We start from the raw sequence: 18,690 nt of genomic DNA on the forward strand, positions 1-18,690 counted from the left end.
TTCAAGCTTTGGCGCAGACTAGCCTGCATCACTAGGATATCAAAGGGCAGCGCGATAAAGCTCGAGCTTGTCAGCATAGGCGCGCTCGGCAGCAGTTTCGGTGTAGGCGGGGCTGTCAGGAACGGTCCAACCATGATCACCTGCATAGACATCGACCGTTGCAGGTCGGCCCGCTTCGGCGGCGGCGGCGGCAAATTCATCTTTATGCGTTGGCTCAGCAGCATCATCGTCTTGCGCAACAGCAATGAGATAGCTCGCTGTGCTTGCACCTAGGACCTTGTGCGGGCTCTTGTCATAGTCATCGCGTACAAGACCGCCCCCATGGAAGCTGGCCGCCGCCTTGATCCGCTCAGGTGCAGCCGCAGCGCTCCAAACGGTGAAAGGTCCGCCCATACAATATCCTTCTGTTCCGATACCGCGCGATGTGTCGACCGCGCCTTGCGCATCGAGCCACACGACAGCTGCGCCTGCATCACGCCCGATGGAATCAGCGTCGAGCTTTTCGCGGTAAGGGGCAACCGCTTCCAAAGCGCCCGCCTCTATCCAGCCAGCAAAATCCTCAAACTGCTGACCTGCAACATCCCGGTAATAGGGATTCATGATCAGTACAGCGAAGCCCTCACTTGCCAGACGGCGCGCCATATCGACCTTAGCCGGGCGAATGGAGGCGATGTCGGGCCAGAAGATGACTGCAGGGTGTTTACCCTCGCTCGGGTGGATGAAGACGCCGTCCATCACGCCATCAGCTGTTGGGAAGGTGACCTGCGTCTGCGTAAGCGCCGCCTCATCTGCATCATCGCTATTTGCTGTGACAGATTCCGGCGCGCAGGCCGTGATGGCAGCTGCGCCTGCCAACACTCCGAGTTCGCGGCGGCTCAACGCCCAGTCTTTTAGTTTGGCTTCATCACACATTGTCACTCATCCTTTTCCGATCCGGAACATCCTGATTGATAGGCGCTAGAGCAATCCATGGACAAGCGCCAATTTGCGCTGCAACATACCGCTCTGAGGGAGAGGCAGGACAATGATAAGAACAGGGTTTGCGCTGGCGGCATTGATCGCTTTGGCGAGTTGCGGGATGCTCGAAGAGGGCGAGGCAGAAGGCGGGATCACGCACGCCTCGTTGGTCAATGCCGGCGATAATGATGCGGATTGGATCACCCATGGCCGCACCTATTCAGAGCAGCGCTTCTCCCCGCTTGAGCAAATCAATGCAGAGACTGTCGGCGATCTGGGGCTCGAATGGTTCGCCGATATGGACACCGCGCGCGGTCAGGAAGCCACCCCGCTGGTCATGGACGGCAAGCTTTACCTCACCACCGCTTGGAGCAAAGTCCGCGCCTTTGATGCCGCTTCTGGTGAGCCTTTGTGGGACTATGATCCCGAGGTACCCGGCGAGACCGCGGTTAAAGCCTGCTGTGATGTCGTGAACCGGGGCCTTGCCGCTTGGGGAGACAAACTGTTCCTAGGCACATTGGATGGACGTCTGATCGCGCTCAACCGCGACAGCGGCGAAGTGGAGTGGGAGACGGTGACCGTTGACCAGTCGCAGTCGTACACAGTTACAGGCGCGCCGCGGATCATCGATGGCAAGGTTATCATCGGCAATGGCGGCGCCGAATTTGGCGTGCGCGGATATGTCGCGGCCTATGATGTCGCGGATGGCAAGGAGCTATGGCGCTTCTACACCGTCCCGGAAGGTAATGAGGACGAGGCATCGCCTGAGTACTTGAAAGCGGCGGCTGAAACCTGGAGCGGCGATGCTTTGGTCGGTGAAGACGCGATCGGCGGCGGCGGCACCGTCTGGGATTCGATGGCGTATGACCCAGATCTAGACCTGCTCTATATTGGCGTGGGCAATGGCTCACCCTGGAACCGGGCCTATCGCTCCCCCGGCGAAGACGGGACGGGCGAAGGCGACAACCTCTACCTGTCCTCAATTGTAGCGATCCGGCCAAGCACTGGTGAATATGTCTGGCACTATCAGACCACGCCGGGTGAGACCTGGGATTACACCGCCACCCAGCACATCATCCTGGCCGATATGGAGATCGATGGCAGCGAGCGTCAGGTTCTGATGCAAGCGCCCAAGAACGGGTTTTTCTACGTGATCGACAGGGCAACTGGGGAGTTTGTCTCGGCCGAGCCCTATGTTGCAGTAAACTGGGCAAGCGGAATTGGCGAAGATGGCCGTCCGATTGAAAACCCCGAAACCCGTGTCGATAAAACCGGCCAGCCAGCGATTGTTACGCCGGGCGCACTTGGCGGGCACAACTGGCATCCGATGGCTTATCACCCTAGTGAAAACCTAGTTTACATTCCCGCGTTTGAGGCCGCGATGGTCTATGCGCCTGAGGCAAATTGGAAACCGGACCGTGCGCGCGGTTTCAATGTCGGATTTAACCTTGCCGCTGGCGACTTGCCGCCCGATCTGGGCATTCGCCGTGAAGTTGTTGGCACGCTGAAGGGTAAGCTGGTCGCATGGGATCCGGTTAGCCAAGAAGCGAAATGGACCGTCGATCATCCCGGCCCCTGGAATGGCGGCTTGCTTGCAACGGGCGGCGACCTCGTTTTCCAAGGCACAGCTGGCAGCGAGTTCAACGCCTACAGCGCAGCAACGGGCGACAAAGTCTGGAGCTTTGGCGCGCAGACTGGCGTGGTCGCACCGCCCATCACCTATACCGTCGATGGCGAGCAATATGTGGCTGTGCTGGCTGGTTGGGGCGGCGCCTATGCGATCACAGTTGATGGCGGGCTGCTGAATGATCTTGCGCCTGTGCGAAACATCAGCCGGCTATTGGTCTTCAAACTTGGAGGTAAAGCGGAATTGCCTCCAGAACCTGAACTGGCCGCACTCCCGCTTGATCCTCCCGCAAGCCGTGCGGACGAACAGACTATCGCTCTGGGTGCGGAGAAATACGCTCGCTATTGCGCTGTGTGCCACGCGCCCGCAGCCGTCGGCTCTACTGTGCTGCCTGATCTCAGGCGGTCGGGAACGCTCGGCAACAAGCAAAGCTGGATGGCGGTCGTTGGTGACGGGATACTAAAAGATAACGGCATGGTGAGCTTTGCCGAATCGCTTTCACCCGAAGAGATCGAAGCCGTCCGCGCTTATGTGATCCACCGCGCCAACGAGGATAAGGCAGGAGGTCTACAATAGCCCCTTCCAAACTCGTCCCGCTCAATTGCCGAAGAAATTCAGCTCTAGCAGGACGTTGTTTGGGTCGGCGGTGAATATCTGCCGCAACCCAATCGAGGGGACATCGTTGATCTGATAGTCGGCGCCGTTTGTATCGAGGCGAGCCTTCACCTCGTCAAAGTCGCTGCACCTTAGCGCGACATGATGGATCGAACCGGTTTCCTGCCCTGGGGCAACCGCGCGGTCATAGACGCGCGGGAACTCAACGGAATTGAGGTGCAGGATGGCAATATCATTGCGATCATACATCCAGCGCACTTGATCCGGCTTCATATGCGGCGGTCCGTCGCGCTCCTCTAGGTCGAGAAGATTGGCATAGAATTGCGCCGTCTCAGACAGCTTGTCAGTGATGATATTTATGTGATCAAGGCGCTCTACAATCATCATGCAATTCCCTTTGAGCTTAGCCTCTGAAAACAACTGTCCGACTGTCGTTTAGCAGCACGCGCTCTTCAACAAACAAGCGCACAGCCTCGGCCAGAACGCGGCGCTCAATATCGCGGCCTTTGCGCACCAGATCATCGGGCTGATCGGCATGACTAATCGGCTCAACATCTTGGTGGATGATCGGTCCCTCATCGAGGTCTGGCGTGACGAAATGCGCAGTGGCTCCAATCATCTTTACGCCGCGCGCGTGCGCCTGGTGATAGGGCCGCGCGCCCTTGAAACCAGGCAGGAAACTGTGGTGGATATTGATGCAGCGCCCGGCAAAATGCAGCGACTGTTCGTCTGAGAAGATTTGCATGTAGCGCGCCAAGACCACCAATTCGGCATCCACGTCTTCAGCAATCTGGCGCATCTGCGCTTCTTGCTCAGACTTCGTCTCTTTGGTGATCGGCAGATGGAAAAACGGCACATCGCCGATTTCACTGTGCGACACCGCTTCGCGTGGGTGGTTGGAGACAATCGCAACCGGCTCGATGTTCAGCTCGCCCGTGCGCCAGCGATAGAGCAGATCGGCGAGGCAATGATCAAACTTGCTGACCATGATAAGCACGCGGCGCGGTCGATCGCGCAAGGCAAGCTTCCAACGCATGCCATACTCGCTGGCAAACGCGCTGAATTCTTCGCGCAGCTCTTCACTTGAACCATCAGCCGGATCGAAGGCGACACGCATGAAAAAACGATCACTAGTGCGGTCGTTGAACTGCTGCGCTTCGAGGATATTGCAGCCGCGCTCGAACAGAAACGCCGTGACCCGCGCGGTGATGCCGGGTTGGTCAGCGCAATCAAGCGTAAGGATCAAAGCGTTACCACCAGACTGATCACCCGCAGCAGCCATTCTATCTGCCCCCCAACGCGGCCTCGCATTCGCGCATTAAGGACGCGATGATATCCGCAGCGGGTTCTTCTGCCTTCACCATGCCCACACTTTGACCGGCCATCAGGCTGCCATTCTCCACATCCCCGTCGATCACGGCCCGGCGCAATGCGCCTGCCCAATAATGTTCGATCTGCAATTGCGCCTCGCCCATGTCGACCTCGTCCCGGTCGAGCATACCGGCAACCTCGATCTGCTTGGCGGTGAACTCTTCCGTGCCCTTGTTTTTAAGCGCTCGCACTGGGATCACGGGCAAGCGCGGATCGACCTGAACGCTGGCATCGGCATCGCGCGCTTTGGCCCGGAAGAAGGCTTTTTTGAAATCGGGATGCGCAATGCTCTCGGTCGCGCAGGCAAAACGTGTGCCCAGCTGAACACCGCAAGCGCCCATCTCAAGATAGCTCGCAATCGCTTCGCCCCGCCCAATACCGCCAGCGACAAAAACCAGGTGATCATCGGCCAGCTCAGGCAGGAATTCTTGTGCCAAGACGCTGGTTGAAACAGGACCGATATGGCCGCCCGCTTCCATGCCCTCGATCACCAGCGCATCGCCGCCAGAACGCAGGAGCTTCTTCGCTAGAGCCAGTGTGGGGGCGAATACAATGACCTTCGCGCCGAACTCTTTGATTGCCTCAACGCTGCCCTTTGGGGGAATGCCGCCAGCCAATACGACGTGCGTGACACCATGCTTGCCGCACACTGCGATCAAATCGAACAATTGCGGATGCATGGTGATCAGGTTCACGCCGAAAGGCTTGCTGGTCATCGCCTTGCTCGCTGCGATCTCAGTATCGAGCAGATCAGGCGTCATCGCGCCGCACGCGATCACGCCAAATCCACCAGCGTTCGAAATTGCCGAGACGAGGTTGCGCTCAGACACCCAGCTCATTGCGCCGCAAAGGATCGCTGTTTCGCAGCCAAGAAAATCGGTTCCGCGCTGCATCAGGGCGGCGCTCTTTGAATAATCACTCATGTTTGAGGCGATTAGAGGCCTCAATCGCGATAGGCAATGCGCACCTTGCTTGCGGCGTCATTGGCTAGCTTTCGAGCCGCATCGGTGTCATCCGCTTTGGCGAGTGCAACCGCCATCCGGCGATAAGGCCGAGTGACCGGCTTTCCAAAGATGCGGACATCGACGTGCTCTTCGCTGAGAGCGAGAGCATCAGCAACGCCCTCAAAGCGGAAGTCCGAACTGTCTCGGTCAGCCAAAACCACCGCGGAGGCGGAGGGACGCGCGGGTATATCTTGCGGAACGGGCAAACCCAGAACTGCCCGAGCATGAAGGTCAAATTCGTTTAAATCCTGCGAGATAAGCGTCACCATGCCGGTGTCATGCGGACGCGGGCTCAGCTCTGAAAAGATGACTTCCTCACTGCGCACAAAAAACTCGACCCCAAACAGGCCGAGGCCGCGTCCCTTGCCGCCTAGTTCGGTCACGACCCTTGAGGCCATCTCTTGTGCTTTAGCGAGAGCGGAAGCGCTCATCGCGGCAGGCTGCCAGCTTTCCTGATAGTCTCCGCGTTCCTGACGGTGGCCAATGGGTGGGCAAAAGCTGATCCCGCCAGCATGGCGCACAGTCAACAAAGTGATTTCATAGTCGAAGTCGATGAATTGCTCGACTATCACGCGCCGCCTGTCGCCGCGCATATTGTCCACTGCATAGTTCCAAGCCGCCTCCAGCCCAGCCGGATCATCGACTTTGCTCTGCCCCTTACCGGAGGAAGACATCACTGGCTTAATTACACAAGGGAAGCCCGCATGGGCGGCGCCTTCGCGCACTTCGGCCAGGCTTTCAGCGTAGCGATAGCGCGAGGTTGTGAGGCCAAGCTGGTCAGCGGCCAAATCCCGGATCGCATCGCGGTTCATAGTCAGCAGCGCGGCTCGCGCCGAGGGCACGATTTTAAAGCCATCAGCCTCCAATTCGGCCAAGACTTCGGTTCGGATCGCTTCGATTTCTGGAACGATAAAGTCGGGATTGTGCCGGACCGCCACTTCTCTCAGTGCTTCTCCATCCAGCATGGAGAACACCTCGCGCTCGTCCGCGACCTGCATAGCTGGCGCGTTGTCATAGGCATCACACGCAATTACGCGCGCGCCCAATCTTTTTGCTGAGATGACAAACTCGCGGCCCAATTCGCCCGAGCCAAGCAGAAGTACTGTTGCTGTAAACGCCATTGCTAGCCCTTAGCGGGCTGCGAAGCTGACTCCAAGCTCGCCGACCAATGGCCGTTCACGAAAGACGATTGGTCCGCGGGTATCCCCGCTCACGCCGACACGCATACCGCCGCTGGCTCGAGCCATCACCAGCGCAAGTTCAGCCTGCTTAAACGCTTCGTCAACGCTGGAGCTGAGTGTGGTCAGGCCAACGCTGGCCTTGAGGCGCGGTTCACCCGGCGTCGCGCCGATTGCAAGCGCTGCGAAGGTTTCGAGCACATCTTCGCACCAGACACGAGCGTCTTCGGACGACAAGCCTGGCAGACACACTGCAAAGCGGCCACCATCCAAGTGCGCAAGATTATAATCCGGCTGCGACATTGCTTCGAGGAATTGTGCGAAGGCCCATAGCACTTCTTCTGCCGCGCTCTGCCCATATTGCATGAATATCGCCCGGAACCGGTCGAGTTCGAACAGAGCGAGCGCCCCACCCTCATCACTCTTCTTGGCGCGCCGCAATTTCGCGGCAAAGACTTTGCTGTTGCACAGGCCCGTCAAATGGTCAGTGGTCGCGCTGGCATAGAGCTCGCCTTCGAGCATGCGGCGATGTTCGACCGAACGCAGCAAGCCGATAGCGCCGCAAGCCGTGCCGTCATCATTTAGGACAGGACGCAGGCTCAGCGAATGCCATTTGCCTTGGTCGACCAGGCCAGTTTCGCCGGGTATCGCAATTGGGAATTCGAATGGTCCCTCTGGAGCATCACCGCCCATGGATGCCGCGACAAAAAAGCGCAGGCCATCCACGTAATTAGCGCAAGCCAAATCCGCGATATGCGGCAAGAACAAGAGCTGACTTAGCTCAAGCCCCATTGCCTTAATGTTCGGTGACGCGTGCTGGATGAAACCATTCGCATCCAATTTGACGACGATGTCACCGGCAGCTTCGGCCAGTAGACCGTGCAGTTCGGCACCCTCTGTCGCGCTTAAACCAATTTCCATTGCCGTATTGCCCCCGGCCTGACACCCCCCGGGTCAAACCGTTCTCTAGTTAAAATCAACAAATAAACTAACGAATGCCAGTAATCGCTACTAAAAAGCCAAGACCTGCATTACTTTTCTGAAGTTTTGTTAGTCTAGTAAATTAACTTACCTAAAAAACGAATCAACCTCAGATATACTTACCACAATCTGAAAATTTATTGAGAATCATATTCATAGCTATTCATATGCTCCCGCAAGATTTTCAAACGATCCGTCACTCATCATGCCGTGTGCGAATCAATGTTGAGCTTCTTCTACCGCAATTTGTGTCTTGTGTTTGTAAAACAATATTCTCAAAGCTCGATCATGATACGCACCTTGTCCGGCGTCGTTCCGAGGCTGGTAGCAATACGTAAACGGCTCTCATTGATGATCGCGGTGCTGTCATCTGGGGTGGCCGCGCCCGACAAATCATCGGTTGAAACTCCCAAAACTTGAGCGATCGCATCAAGCCGATCAGGCAGAGGACGCGCCTTGCCTTTTTCCCATGCCCACACGGTTGGCTTGCTAACCCCAAGGTATTCAGCAACTTGAGCAAGGGTGAGGCTGCGCTCTTTGCGCAAACGCGATAATTTGAGGCCGAGAGTCTCATTGTTGATTGGCGTCATCGCAGGAATTGCTGCGGTCGTCCCGATGGCCTCTGGCAGCGGCGCGTCAGAGCGCAATTCAGCTGCAGCCAAGGCCGCTGGACTAAGGGCTTTCGCGAAGGCGCACCCAAACAAAGAACCGCTGACCCAGACGATCTCAGCGACCACTTCGCCAATCTGCGGCAGCTCCACAGCCAGCGTCTCTCCGCGTACGACAGCCAAGCCTGTTTCGACCAGCAAACCCGTTGCCGAGATATTGTGAACGGTAACATTCGCGGTCACACCGCCAGGCAGCACGCCGCTAGTCTCCAGGCGCAGCTCGCGCCTTGGCTCATCGCGTTGTCCATCAGAACTGTGGGCAGGCTCAATTGGGCCCAGATGCGCTCTCAACACCATAATCGCGACTCCTTTGCGAGCCGCAAATCTTGCCGAGCGGAGTTAAGAAGTAGTTAGCAGCTAACGCCTAACCGGACGAAGCGAGACCTTAACCAGTTGGACGCCGCAAAAGCGCGTAATCAGACAGCTTCTTCCACTGCATCAAGCCCATAGGCGGTGTGCAAAACGCGCACAGCAAGCTCTGTTTCATCCTCATCGATCAGCACGCTAACCTTAATTTCTGAAGTTGAGATCGCCTGAATGTTAATCCCGCGATCTGACAGAGCGCGGAACATGGTGCTGGCCACACCGGCGTGGCTTTTCATGCCAACGCCAACAACGCTGATCTTCGCGATGTGACTGTCCGTAATGATCCGGTTGAACCCAATATCCTCAAGCCGGTCCTCCAGCATCGCCTGAGCGCGGGCCAGATCCGCTTGAGGCACGGTGAAGGTAACGTCGGTCTCGCCCTTATCACGGCCAACGTTCTGAATGATCATGTCGACATTAATGCTGGCATCGGCCAGCGGTTCAAAAATATGGGCCACAGCGCCGGGCTTATCAGGCACACGGGTGAGGATGATTTTCGCCTCATTCTTATCATGCGCAATACCGGTTACCAGCTGGCGTTCCATATCGCCGTTCTCCACCAATTGATCCATTTCCGTATCCGAGACGATCAGCGTTCCCGGCAATTCATCTGCGCTCGCTGCATCGTCATCGCCAAAGCTGGAGAGCACTTGAATGCGCACCCCAGATTTCATCGCCAACCCGACTGACCTGGTTTGCAGCACTTTGGCGCCCACCGAAGCGAGCTCGAGCATTTCTTCGTACGTGACCGCCTTAAGCTTGCGCGCCTTGGCCACAATGCGCGGGTCGGTGGTGTAGACGCCGTCAACATCGGTGTAGATGTCACAGCGATTGGCCTTAATCGCAGCAGCGATCCCCACCGCAGACGTATCTGAGCCGCCGCGCCCCATTGTGGTGATGCGGCCTTCCTCAGAAACGCCTTGAAAGCCCGGAATGACAGCGATCTCGCCATCTTCCAGCGCTTCGATCAGGCCGGGCGCGTCAATCGTTTCGATCCGCGCCTTTGAATGCGCCTCAATCGTACGCACTGGCAATTGCCAGCCGAGCCAACTGCGCGCCTTAATGCCCAATGATTGGAGCGTGAGCGCGAGCAGCCCGCTGGTCACTTGTTCTCCGCTGGAGACAACCACGTCAAATTCAGCCGGATCATACAGTGCATTGGCCTCGCGGCAGAAATTGATCAGCCGGTCAGTCTCTCCGGCCATGGCCGACACGACCACCGCGACCTGATTGCCAGCAGCCGCCTGCGCGCGCACGAGATTGGCGACGCGGCGAATGCGCTCGGTTCCGGCCATTGATGTGCCGCCGAACTTCATCACGATCCGTTTCCCGCTCTTGGGCCCATTCTTGGCCAATTTATTTTCGCTCCTGCTGGTTCACTGTGCTGCGCGCTGTTAAGGGCGGTGAATGACAAAGGCAAATGTCACAAATGTAACTATCCGCCCGGAGGAGGCCGAACACTTCGCCTCTTTGGCGCGCGACTGGTGGAACCCAAAGGGGCCGATGGCCTCTTTGCACCAGGTGAACCCGATAAGGCTTGAGTTCATTCGCGGCGCCATCGATGCGCATTGGAGCGGCTCAGCCAGCAGCGCCAAGCCTCTTGCAGGCAAGACCGCGCTCGACATCGGCTGCGGCGCTGGCCTTGTTTGCGAACCCATGTCCCGATTAGGCGCAGCAGTAACGGGCGTTGATGCCGCCGCTGAGAACGTGTCAGCCGCCGCCGCTCATGCCGAGGCTGTCGGGCTCGACATCCGCTATATGGCGGGTGAGCTGGCGGGGCTTGATATTGGCCAGTTCGACCTCGTGACTTGCCTGGAGGTTGTTGAGCACGTCGCGGACAAGCCCGCTTTTCTCGCTAATGTTGCCGAGCGGATCGCGCCGGGCGGGTTACTGGTCATGTCTACGCCTAACCGCACAGCTGCGAGCCGCTTGCTGCTCGTGGGCGCCGCCGAAGCTATTGGTTATGTGCCGAAGGGCACGCACAATTGGTCCGACTTCGTCACACCTGAGGAGATCGCAGATTTGCTGTCAGACGTCGGGCTGGAGCTGATCGATCAGCAAGGCATCGCCTACCGACCAGGCAAAGGCCTGCATCTGTCCGATGATGAGGCGCTCAACTACATTCTCTCAGCGCGCCGGATCTAGCGTTTCTGCTGTTCAAGCACTTCCACGAACTCACCAACATTATCAGTGAAGAACCCGTCTGCCCCGCTCTCGATCGCGCGGCCCCATAGCCATTGGTAACGGCCATCACCCGCCGGTCCGCCGGCCCCTTTCAAAGCGGCAGGCAGGAAGCCATTCTCCTTGCGCAGGGTCCAGGGATGCACCGTAAGGCCCGCCGCATGAGCATTGGCGACTAGGTCGCTAAACGAGCCATCCTCATTGACGATGTAGCTCAACCCCGGCCCAATCCCGTCGGCATATTCAGCGATCTCTGCCAGACCCGATGGTGTGATCATGTCCGCCCAGCGCAGCTCCGGCTCGTCATAGGGGCCGCCTTCTGGATGGATCAGCAGCACCAGCGGCACATCCACGCGCTGATTGAGGCGTTGAAGCGGACCGACCTCGAAGATCTGTACAAAGATGCGGCTGTCCGATTTGTCCATGCCCAGGGCGCGCAGATCGCGCACCAGCAGGTCAACCATGTCAATGCCTGCCTCTTGCAGCATGAAGGTCGGGTGCTTGAGCTCAGGATAGAGGCCGATGCTGCGCCCGGTCTCCGCCTCTTTGGCCCGCACCAGTTGCACCACTTCTTCAAACGTCGGCACCTGATAGAGCCCGTTGTACGCCGTATTGCCTGGCCGCGCGCTCGGCACGCGTTCGCGCGCGCGCAGGGTGCGGATTTCAGCGAGGGTGAAGTCCTCTGCAAACCAGCCAGCGACCAATTGACCATCGATCATCTTGTCGCGGCGGCGGTCCTCAAACTCTTCGCGGCTCGCCACATCCGTCGTGCCGGACAGTTCGTTTTCATGCCGCGCGATTAGCACCAGGTCCTTGGTCGCGACCAGATCGGGTTCGATGTAGTCGGCGCCCAGCTCGATCGCCAGCTCATAGGCGGCAAGCGTGTGTTCCGGACGGTCGCCGCTGGCGCCGCGATGGGCGATGATGAGTGGCCGATCAGCCACGCGCGTTGTCCCAGACTGCGCCGCCGCAGAGGCAGGCATCAAGACGGGTGAGATCACCGTGAGCGCGCATGCGAGCAGACCTAAGACAGAGCCGCGGACCATTCTTCCTCCTTAAACCCAACCAGCAAGCCGCCCTCATACTCGGCGACAGGTCGCTTGATCATGGACGGATGCTCTTGCAGCAATGTGACAGCCTTTGCAGGCGTGATATCAGCCTTTTCAGCATCGGACAGTTTGCGGAATGTCGTACCACGCCGGTTGAGCACCACATCGACGCCCTTGTCCGCGATCCACGCCTCCAGCTTGGCCGGATCGGCGCCGACCTTCTTGTAATCGTGGAAGTCGAAAGTGTGACCTTTGGCATCGAGCCATTTGCGCGCTTTCTTGACCGTATCGCAGTTCGGAATCCCGTAAATCTGCAGTTTCATGCCCAATCCTTACCCATATTCTTGGAACACATTTCACGTTTTGGAACACGTCTATTTGGTCCGCATTCCGCATCATCACAAACACAATTGCTGGCCCAATGTCGCATCATGGTTCGCACTCTTATCGCCCAGTTGGCGTGTAGGACAGATGCGCATCGGCAATCGCCACCGCCAGCGCATCGGCCGCATCCGCACCGGCCAGAACCGCATTTGGGAGCAAAACCTTGAGCATAGCCTGAACCTGCTCTTTGTCCGCCGCGCCCGTCCCGACAACAGCCTTTTTGACCGAGCGCGCCGCATGCTCGCGCACCTCAAGACCCCGCGCCCCGCATGCGGCCAGCACAGCGCCGCGCGCCTGCGCTAGTTTCAAAGTTGATTGCGGGTTTTTGTTGACGAAAATCTCTTCCGCCGCCGCCCGGTCCGGATCGTGTTCCGCAATCACCGCATCCAGCGCGGTGATCAGATGTGACAAGCGCGCCGCCATTGGCGCTTTGGGATCCGTCTTAACCTGACCATTGGCGACGTGGCTGATCCGGCTGCCTTCACTACGCAGCACCCCCCAGCCAGTGCAGCTGAGCGAAGGGTCAAGGCCGAGGATAATGGTCAATTCAAAATATTCCGCTCACCCTGAGCTTGTCGAAGGGTTGTACTGTCTCAATTGGCCGCTCGGACAGAAGTGCAGTGCTTCGACAGGCTCAGCACGAACGGTCGAGAGACAAAGGGTTCACAATCCTACCATCCAGCCAAGCCGCCAAGCGATCGCGAGCAGAAAAGCAGCCCCTAGCGATAGCGCCAGCAGCCATTCCAGCCGCGTCACGCGTCAAGCTTCGCCATCACCTCGTCAGAGATTTCGTAATTGCCCCAAACGGTCTGCACATCGTCATCATCATCGAGCGTGTCGATCAGCTTCAGCAAAGTGCCCGCGCCTTTTTCATCGAGTTCAACCGTGAGGTTCGGTTTCCATGCGAGCTTGACTTCCTTGGCCTCGCCAAGAGCTTTCTCAAGCGCGGATGCGACCTCGTGAAGATCATCGGCTGCGGTCCAAATCTCATGGCCATCATCGCTAGAGGCAATGTCCTCTGCGCCCGCTTCCATCGCGGCCTCCAGAACCTTGTCCTCTCCACCTGCCTCCGCAGAATATTCGATGTAGCCAAGCCGTTCAAAACCGTGCGCAACTGAGCCTTCTGTGCCCAGATTGCCGCCATTCTTGCTGAAGGCGGTCCGCACCGCTGTTGCCGTGCGGTTGCGGTTGTCGGTCAGCGTTTCCACGATGATCGCGCTGCCGCCGGGGCCATAGCCTTCGTACCGGACTTCTTCGTAGTTCTCGTCATCACCCGCGCTTGCCTTGTCGATTGCGCGCTGGATATTGTCCTTTGGCATCGATTGGCCCTTGGCGGTGTTGACCGCCAGCCGCAGACGCGGGTTCATATCCGGATCGGGGGTGCCCATTTTCGCTGCCACGGTAATTTCGCGGGAAAGCTTGGAAAACAGATTAGAACGCTTTTTGTCCTGCGCACCTTTACGGTGCATGATGTTCTTAAATTTGGAATGGCCTGCCATGGTCTCTGAATCACTACCGCTGTAATTGTATGAAGGGTGGCCTTACTCCGATGCCTGATATTGAGGCAAGACCAGCTGTAGCGGATATTACCCTTCGCCAGCGTGCTGACGACCTTTGGAGGTTCATTCGCCAGCCATCCCCGTTTCGGGTTCCCTATCCATGGGGCCGGCATTTGCTGGCCGCAGTCGGCTTTGTGTTCCTGATCGATCTGCTGATTGATTTCGGTGTTCAGCAATTGCTGGACTGGATCAACGCGAGCGTTTCAGCGCTTCCCGATGCAATTGATTTTGAGACGACATTCGAAGAAGACCTCATTGGCTATCTTCTATTCGCTCCGCTTGCCGAAGAGGCGCTGTTCCGCGGGTGGCTGACGGGCAGGTTGGCGTCATTGCGCTTTGCCGTGTTTGGAGCTGCATCAGCGGTGCTTTTCATTGCAGCCGGCTATGTTGGCGAAGGGACGAGCAGCCTGCTCGTCCTAACGGGCTTTGCAGCGCTAGCATTTGGCCTTTGGCAATGGAGCCAGACCCGTTTCACCGACACGCGCATCCCGGCTTGGTTTACGCAGAATTTCACTTGGCTGGTTTGGGGTAGCTCGCTCGCCTTTGGCTTGGTGCATCTCGCCAATTATCAGGCAATTACCGGAGCAATCGATCTAGTGGTTGTCCTGCCCCAAACCATCGGCGGTCTACTATTGGCCTACACGCGCGTGCGCTTCGGCCTACGCGCAGCGATGCTGCATCACGCGGCGTTCAATGCCCTCTATTTACTGACAGCCTATCAGCTGTAAGCAGGTTCAGATTTTCACAGCCGTGCCGCTGGCACTGACCATCAGCATTGATCCTTTGTCGCCCACGACTTCGTAATCGAGATCAACCCCGACGACGGCATTGCCTCCGCGCGACGCACATTCTGCCTGCAACTCAGCAATCGCTTCATTGCGAGCATCGGAAAGGATGCGTTCGTACGAGCCTGACCGACCGCCGACGATATCGCGAATATTGGCGAACAGGTCACGGAACAGGTTTGCCCCGACAATGACCTCGCCGACAACAATACCGTGGTATTCTTGGATCGGACGTCCCTCGATCGTCGGTGTTGTGCTGACGATAATTCCGCGTGCGTCTTTGTACTGTTCGGCCATGTTTCCTCCAATGAATGCTGTATTATAGAGATAATACACAAACGGGAGTTTTCAAGCTGAACGCCGCCAATCAAGCGCGCAATCAGCCGAGGCCGAGCGCAGCCTTATAGGTGTCGAGGACCATTTCCATTTCATTGCGGTCGTCTGGCTTCATCTTACGCAGACGCACCACTTGGCGCATGATCTTAGGGTCATAGCCGACCGCTTTGGCTTCGGCGTAAACATCGCGAATATCATCGGCGATGCCCTTTTTCTCTTCTTCAAGGCGCTCAATGCGCTCAATCAAAAGACGCAGGCGGTCATCTGTGGCGTCAGCCATATTCTGTGTGCTCCAAAATTTGAGAATCAGTTGAGCGCTGCGATAGCCAAAGGGGGATCAGCCGTGAACCGGGCTCGTCGCTAATCCACGCGATTTTTGGCAACGCTGGCTTGCATGGCCGCCAATTGCTCTTCTGTTGCCGGAGATTGGCGCGCCGCTTTCCACTCATCCATTGGCATGCCATGGATCAACTCACGCGCCGCCGCCTTGTCGCCTTCAAAGCCAGCATCGCGGATCCAATCCGCCAGACAATTTCGGCAAAAACCGGATAGCCCCATCAGCTCAATATTCTGCGCGTCATGACGGTGCTGTAGATGCCGCACCAATCGGCGGAAAGCAGCGGCCGCCACCGCGTCATCCAATTGCTCCAGCGAGCCTGCATTGGGGCCATCTTGTTGAGGCGCATTCGTATCCATGTGAAGCTAGTCCTTGAGTTGACACTTACCTGTGTCATAGCTGAGCCTATGATAAAGAGCGATCTCAATCCGATGAACCCCCGCGGCCGTAAGGTCAAAATTTTGGCGACAATCGGCCCTGCCAGTCGCTCGCCAGCAATGCTGCGCAAATTGTTTCGCGCAGGCGCCGATGCGTTCCGGGTGAATATGAGCCACGGCGAACACGCCGACCATGCCGCCTCGATTGCCGCGATCCGGGAAATGGAGCAGGAATTTGGCCGCCCCGTCGCGATCCTGGCCGATTTGCAGGGCCCGAAACTGCGGGTCGGCACGTTCAAAGATGGCAGTGCGGTGATCCGCCATTCGGGTCACTTCACGCTCGACCGCAATCCAGAGCCGGGGGATGAAACCCGCGTCTGCCTGCCCCATCCAGAGCTGTTTGGCATTTTGAAGAAGGGCCAGCGCCTGCTGATCAATGATGGCAAGATCAAGCTGAAGGTGATCAAGGCAGGTGACGATGAAATCCTCTGCTCTGCTGAAGTGGGCGGGGTCATCTCTGACCGTAAAGGCGTCAATGTGCCGGACGCAGAAGTGCCAATCCCCGCGCTCACCGATAAAGACCGCCGCGATCTCGCCTTTGCGGTTCAGCAAGAGGCGGACTGGATCGCATTGTCCTTTGTTCAGCGGCCGGAAGACCTTGCCGAGGCGCGCAGGCTAATCGGCAATGACACTGCTCTGTGCGCAAAAATTGAAAAACCGATGGCGGTGCATCGCCTGGAAGAGATCATTGAGCTGTCCGATGGCATCATGGTGGCGCGCGGTGATCTGGGCGTGGAGCTGGAGCCGTTCGAGGTTCCGCCGCTGCAAAAGAAGATCGTCAATGCAACGCGGCGCGCAGGCAAGCCCGTGATTGTCGCCACGCAAATGCTGGAAAGCATGATCGAAAGCCCGATGCCGACCCGCGCGGAGGTCTCTGATGTCGCCAATGCGGTTTATGATGGCGCGGACGTAGTGATGCTCTCGGCTGAAAGCGCTGCGGGCGAATGGCCTGAGGAATCTGTTGCGATGATGGATAAGATCGCAGGGCAAGTGGAGCGCGACGAAGGCTATAAGGAACGCGTGCGTTTCCTCGAGACGCCGCCGGACGCAACAACATCTGATGCGCTGGCCCATGCTTGCATGACGATCGCCGATACCGTTCCGATCAGCGCGATTACAGTGTTCACAGCCTCCGGCTCAACCGCGCGCCGCGTTTCGCGAGAGCGGCCTGACACGCCAGTTTTGGTGCTCACCCCATCAAACCGGACCGCTCGCCGCGTGTGCTTGCTCTGGGGCGCGCATGCAGTCGCAACGAAGGACATCGGCAGCTTTGAAGAGATGATTGCCAAGGGCAAGCGCATGGCCTTGCGCCACGGTTTTGGTGAAGCTGGCAACAAACTGATCGCACTCGCCGGTGTGCCGTTTGGCACCCCAGGCGCGACCAATTTGCTGCATGTCGTGACGCTATCCGGCAATGAGCTTGAGCGACACGAGGGCCAGTGAAGCCTAGTTAGACGCCCGCTCCAATCGGCGGCGCGCGACCTCTTCGCCGAGCACGGGAAGCAATTCGCCCATGTCTGGTCCGTGGTTCATCCCGGTAAGCGCCTGCCGCAGAGGCAGGAACAGGGCCTTGCCCTTGCGGCCGGTCTTTTCCTTCAGGGTGGACGTGAGCGCAGCCCAGGGATCATCGCCCCATTCCAGCGTACTCGCCGCATCGGCCAAATAGGCGCGGTCTTCTTCGGAGAATTCAGGCAGCTCAATCGGGCCGGTGACGATCCGCCAGTAAGCATGTGCCCCGCCGACAGTCTCCAGATTGGGACGCACGGCGTGCCATGCGTCTTCACCCATGCCTTCTGGCAAGCGATCTTTGACCTCGGCGAATTCCATTTGGTGGACGATAGCCGTGTTCACCCGCTCCAGATCCGCGTCGTCAAACTTCGCCGGCGCGCGGCCGAAGGTCGAGAGATCAAAAGTCTCGAGCAAATCTTGCATGTTCGCAATCGGTTCGACCGAGAGCGACGTGCCAAGCCGGGCTAGCAAAGCGATCAGCGCCTCTGGCTCAATCCCGCGCTCCCTAAACGCATCGCAGCCAAGCGAGCCCAGCCGTTTGGAGAGCTTGCCCTCGCGCCCCACCAGCAAGGCCTCATGCGCGAATTTCGGCAGTGCATTAGGCGCGCCTGATGCTGCAGAAAATTGTGCAGCATAAAGTGCGGTAAACATCTGAATTTGAACGGCAGTGTTGGAAACATGATCCTCACCGCGAAGCACTTGAGTCACGCCCATTTCGACATCATCAACTGTGCTGGGCAGCATGTATAGCCACGACCCATCAGCGCGCCGGATAACCGGATCCGACAGCTGAGCCGCATCGAATTTCGCCGTGCCGCGAACACCGTCTTCCCACTCAATTGGTTCGTCATGATCGAGCTTAAAGCGCCAATGCGGCTGAATGCCTTCAGCCTCTTTCGCTGCGCGTTCCTCGTCCGTCATGGTCAACGCGCCGCGATCGTAGATCGGTGGTAGTCCGCGTCCGAGCAAGACCTTACGCTTAAGCTCCAGCTCCTGGCTTGTCTCATAGGCCGGATAGATCCGCCCGGCAGCTTTCAGAACGTCAAACGCCGCATCGTACCGTTCGAGCCGCAAGGACTGACGTTCCACCATGTCTGGCGCCATGCCTAGCCATGCGAGGTCCTCGTGGATCGCATCGACATATTCCTCTTTGGATCGTGCCGCATCGGTATCATCGATGCGCAGCAGAAATTTGCCGCCCGCCTTGCGCGCGAGCATCCAATTGTGGAGCGCGGTGCGGATATTGCCAACATGGAGGCGGCCCGTCGGAGCAGGCGCAAAACGTGTAATGGTCATGCGGCAAGCGGTAGCCAGCGCGCGCCCTTCGGGCAAGCATTGTTGCAGCC

The 18,690-nt window shown here is 58.0% G+C and carries 20 protein-coding genes; 4 read left to right on the forward strand and 16 right to left on the reverse strand.

What is annotated here, in order from left to right; translation table 11 throughout:
• Positions 1-39: 39 nt before the first annotated feature.
• Positions 40-912 carry a dienelactone hydrolase family protein gene (locus tag AC0V6V_RS07000; protein ID WP_486164715.1) on the reverse strand — a complete coding sequence of 291 codons (873 nt, stop codon included), beginning with the start codon at positions 910-912 and terminating at the stop codon, positions 40-42.
• Positions 913-1,024: 112 nt separating this feature from the next.
• Here AC0V6V_RS07000 and AC0V6V_RS07005 point away from each other — a divergent pair, with 112 nt between their 5' ends.
• Complete coding sequence (locus AC0V6V_RS07005; protein WP_486164716.1) at positions 1,025-3,160, forward strand: PQQ-dependent dehydrogenase, methanol/ethanol family; 2,136 nt, start codon at positions 1,025-1,027, stop codon at positions 3,158-3,160.
• A gap of 21 nt (positions 3,161-3,181) precedes the next feature.
• On the opposite strand, the gene AC0V6V_RS07010 is transcribed toward AC0V6V_RS07005, so the two are convergent.
• The 7 genes from AC0V6V_RS07010 to AC0V6V_RS07040 form a co-directional block, all read right to left on the reverse strand.
• Complete coding sequence (locus AC0V6V_RS07010) at positions 3,182-3,586, reverse strand: VOC family protein (protein ID WP_486164717.1); 405 nt, start codon at positions 3,584-3,586, stop codon at positions 3,182-3,184.
• Between the two features lie 16 nt (positions 3,587-3,602).
• Positions 3,603-4,481: a formyltetrahydrofolate deformylase gene (purU, locus tag AC0V6V_RS07015; RefSeq protein ID WP_486164718.1), complete on the reverse strand. Its 879-nt coding sequence runs from the start codon at positions 4,479-4,481 to the stop codon at positions 3,603-3,605.
• A gap of 1 nt (position 4,482) precedes the next feature.
• Positions 4,483-5,493, reverse strand: a complete 1,011-nt coding sequence (locus tag AC0V6V_RS07020) for an NAD(P)H-dependent flavin oxidoreductase (protein ID WP_486164719.1) — start codon at positions 5,491-5,493, stop codon at positions 4,483-4,485.
• Positions 5,494-5,513: 20 nt separating this feature from the next.
• A complete protein-coding gene (gene purT / locus AC0V6V_RS07025) occupies positions 5,514-6,695 on the reverse strand; it encodes a formate-dependent phosphoribosylglycinamide formyltransferase (protein WP_486164720.1) in 1,182 nt (393 codons plus the stop codon).
• A gap of 9 nt (positions 6,696-6,704) precedes the next feature.
• Entirely contained in the window at positions 6,705-7,673 is a 969-nt protein-coding gene (locus AC0V6V_RS07030; RefSeq protein WP_486164721.1) for a GGDEF domain-containing protein, read from the reverse strand.
• 335 nt (positions 7,674-8,008) lie between these two features.
• On the reverse strand, positions 8,009-8,698 hold the full coding sequence (locus AC0V6V_RS07035; RefSeq protein WP_486164722.1) for a helix-turn-helix domain-containing protein: 690 nt from the start codon (positions 8,696-8,698) through the stop codon (positions 8,009-8,011).
• A gap of 119 nt (positions 8,699-8,817) precedes the next feature.
• Positions 8,818-10,083 (reverse strand): aspartate kinase, encoded by a 1,266-nt coding sequence (locus tag AC0V6V_RS07040; protein ID WP_486166059.1) that lies wholly within the window; start codon positions 10,081-10,083, stop codon positions 8,818-8,820.
• 91 nt (positions 10,084-10,174) lie between these two features.
• On the opposite strand from AC0V6V_RS07040, the gene ubiG reads away from it, so the two are divergent.
• Positions 10,175-10,912, forward strand: coding sequence for a bifunctional 2-polyprenyl-6-hydroxyphenol methylase/3-demethylubiquinol 3-O-methyltransferase UbiG (gene ubiG / locus AC0V6V_RS07045; protein WP_486164723.1), 738 nt, complete (start codon positions 10,175-10,177; stop codon positions 10,910-10,912).
• On the opposite strand, the gene AC0V6V_RS07050 is transcribed toward ubiG, so the two are convergent.
• The 4 genes from AC0V6V_RS07050 to AC0V6V_RS07065 all read right to left on the reverse strand — a co-directional run bounded on the left by AC0V6V_RS07050 (position 10,909) and on the right by AC0V6V_RS07065 (position 13,880).
• Positions 10,909-11,994, reverse strand: coding sequence for a glycerophosphodiester phosphodiesterase (locus AC0V6V_RS07050; protein WP_486164724.1), 1,086 nt, complete (start codon positions 11,992-11,994; stop codon positions 10,909-10,911). The two genes, ubiG and AC0V6V_RS07050, sit on opposite strands and share 4 nt — an antisense overlap.
• Positions 11,973-12,320: an arsenate reductase gene (locus AC0V6V_RS07055; RefSeq protein ID WP_486164725.1), complete on the reverse strand. Its 348-nt coding sequence runs from the start codon at positions 12,318-12,320 to the stop codon at positions 11,973-11,975. Before AC0V6V_RS07055 ends, AC0V6V_RS07050 begins: the two co-directional genes overlap by 22 nt.
• 121 nt (positions 12,321-12,441) lie before the next feature.
• On the reverse strand, positions 12,442-12,927 hold the full coding sequence (gene ruvC, locus AC0V6V_RS07060) for a crossover junction endodeoxyribonuclease RuvC (RefSeq protein WP_486166264.1): 486 nt from the start codon (positions 12,925-12,927) through the stop codon (positions 12,442-12,444).
• 206 nt (positions 12,928-13,133) lie between these two features.
• Positions 13,134-13,880 (reverse strand): YebC/PmpR family DNA-binding transcriptional regulator, encoded by a 747-nt coding sequence (locus AC0V6V_RS07065; RefSeq protein WP_486164726.1) that lies wholly within the window; start codon positions 13,878-13,880, stop codon positions 13,134-13,136.
• 50 nt (positions 13,881-13,930) lie between these two features.
• On the opposite strand from AC0V6V_RS07065, the gene AC0V6V_RS07070 reads away from it, so the two are divergent.
• Positions 13,931-14,668 carry a CPBP family glutamic-type intramembrane protease gene (locus AC0V6V_RS07070; protein WP_486164727.1) on the forward strand — a complete coding sequence of 246 codons (738 nt, stop codon included), beginning with the start codon at positions 13,931-13,933 and terminating at the stop codon, positions 14,666-14,668.
• 6 nt (positions 14,669-14,674) lie between these two features.
• On the opposite strand, the gene AC0V6V_RS07075 is transcribed toward AC0V6V_RS07070, so the two are convergent.
• The 3 genes from AC0V6V_RS07075 to AC0V6V_RS07085 all read right to left on the reverse strand — a co-directional run bounded on the left by AC0V6V_RS07075 (position 14,675) and on the right by AC0V6V_RS07085 (position 15,757).
• On the reverse strand, positions 14,675-15,022 hold the full coding sequence (locus AC0V6V_RS07075) for a heavy metal-binding domain-containing protein (RefSeq protein ID WP_486164728.1): 348 nt from the start codon (positions 15,020-15,022) through the stop codon (positions 14,675-14,677).
• Positions 15,023-15,104: 82 nt separating this feature from the next.
• The gene (locus tag AC0V6V_RS07080; protein ID WP_095011409.1) at positions 15,105-15,341 is read right to left on the reverse strand and encodes a DUF2312 domain-containing protein; all 237 of its coding nucleotides are present in this window, start codon (positions 15,339-15,341) and stop codon (positions 15,105-15,107) included.
• A gap of 80 nt (positions 15,342-15,421) precedes the next feature.
• On the reverse strand, positions 15,422-15,757 hold the full coding sequence (locus tag AC0V6V_RS07085) for a DUF1244 domain-containing protein (RefSeq protein WP_486164729.1): 336 nt from the start codon (positions 15,755-15,757) through the stop codon (positions 15,422-15,424).
• A gap of 48 nt (positions 15,758-15,805) precedes the next feature.
• Here AC0V6V_RS07085 and pyk point away from each other — a divergent pair, with 48 nt between their 5' ends.
• Complete coding sequence (gene pyk, locus AC0V6V_RS07090; protein WP_486164730.1) at positions 15,806-17,278, forward strand: pyruvate kinase; 1,473 nt, start codon at positions 15,806-15,808, stop codon at positions 17,276-17,278.
• 3 nt (positions 17,279-17,281) lie between these two features.
• Here pyk and AC0V6V_RS07095 read toward each other — a convergent pair whose 3' ends face one another.
• On the reverse strand, positions 17,282-18,640 hold the full coding sequence (locus AC0V6V_RS07095; RefSeq protein WP_486164731.1) for a glutamate--tRNA ligase: 1,359 nt from the start codon (positions 18,638-18,640) through the stop codon (positions 17,282-17,284).
• Positions 18,641-18,690 lie beyond the last annotated feature (50 nt).

It is taken from the genome of Erythrobacter sp. S249, from assembly GCF_057364975.1.

What these genes read in the sequence shown, in the direction of transcription:
- AC0V6V_RS07000 (WP_486164715.1), bottom strand. Translation starts at nt 912, where the DNA reads ATGTGTGATGAAGCCAAACTAAAAGACTGGGCGTTGAGCCGCCGCGAA.
- AC0V6V_RS07005 (WP_486164716.1), top strand. Translation starts at nt 1,025, where the DNA reads ATGATAAGAACAGGGTTTGCGCTGGCGGCATTGATCGCTTTGGCGAGT.
- AC0V6V_RS07010 (WP_486164717.1), bottom strand. Translation starts at nt 3,586, where the DNA reads ATGATGATTGTAGAGCGCCTTGATCACATAAATATCATCACTGACAAG.
- purU (WP_486164718.1), bottom strand. Translation starts at nt 4,481, where the DNA reads ATGGCTGCTGCGGGTGATCAGTCTGGTGGTAACGCTTTGATCCTTACG.
- AC0V6V_RS07020 (WP_486164719.1), bottom strand. Translation starts at nt 5,493, where the DNA reads ATGAGTGATTATTCAAAGAGCGCCGCCCTGATGCAGCGCGGAACCGAT.
- purT (WP_486164720.1), bottom strand. Translation starts at nt 6,695, where the DNA reads ATGGCGTTTACAGCAACAGTACTTCTGCTTGGCTCGGGCGAATTGGGC.
- AC0V6V_RS07030 (WP_486164721.1), bottom strand. Translation starts at nt 7,673, where the DNA reads ATGGAAATTGGTTTAAGCGCGACAGAGGGTGCCGAACTGCACGGTCTA.
- AC0V6V_RS07035 (WP_486164722.1), bottom strand. Translation starts at nt 8,698, where the DNA reads ATGGTGTTGAGAGCGCATCTGGGCCCAATTGAGCCTGCCCACAGTTCT.
- AC0V6V_RS07040 (WP_486166059.1), bottom strand. Translation starts at nt 10,083, where the DNA reads ATGAAGTTCGGCGGCACATCAATGGCCGGAACCGAGCGCATTCGCCGC.
- ubiG (WP_486164723.1), top strand. Translation starts at nt 10,175, where the DNA reads ATGACAAAGGCAAATGTCACAAATGTAACTATCCGCCCGGAGGAGGCC.
- AC0V6V_RS07050 (WP_486164724.1), bottom strand. Translation starts at nt 11,994, where the DNA reads ATGGTCCGCGGCTCTGTCTTAGGTCTGCTCGCATGCGCGCTCACGGTG.
- AC0V6V_RS07055 (WP_486164725.1), bottom strand. Translation starts at nt 12,320, where the DNA reads ATGAAACTGCAGATTTACGGGATTCCGAACTGCGATACGGTCAAGAAA.
- AC0V6V_RS07065 (WP_486164726.1), bottom strand. Translation starts at nt 13,880, where the DNA reads ATGGCAGGCCATTCCAAATTTAAGAACATCATGCACCGTAAAGGTGCG.
- AC0V6V_RS07070 (WP_486164727.1), top strand. Translation starts at nt 13,931, where the DNA reads ATGCCTGATATTGAGGCAAGACCAGCTGTAGCGGATATTACCCTTCGC.
- AC0V6V_RS07075 (WP_486164728.1), bottom strand. Translation starts at nt 15,022, where the DNA reads ATGGCCGAACAGTACAAAGACGCACGCGGAATTATCGTCAGCACAACA.
- AC0V6V_RS07080 (WP_095011409.1), bottom strand. Translation starts at nt 15,341, where the DNA reads ATGGCTGACGCCACAGATGACCGCCTGCGTCTTTTGATTGAGCGCATT.
- AC0V6V_RS07085 (WP_486164729.1), bottom strand. Translation starts at nt 15,757, where the DNA reads ATGGATACGAATGCGCCTCAACAAGATGGCCCCAATGCAGGCTCGCTG.
- pyk (WP_486164730.1), top strand. Translation starts at nt 15,806, where the DNA reads ATGATAAAGAGCGATCTCAATCCGATGAACCCCCGCGGCCGTAAGGTC.
- AC0V6V_RS07095 (WP_486164731.1), bottom strand. Translation starts at nt 18,640, where the DNA reads ATGACCATTACACGTTTTGCGCCTGCTCCGACGGGCCGCCTCCATGTT.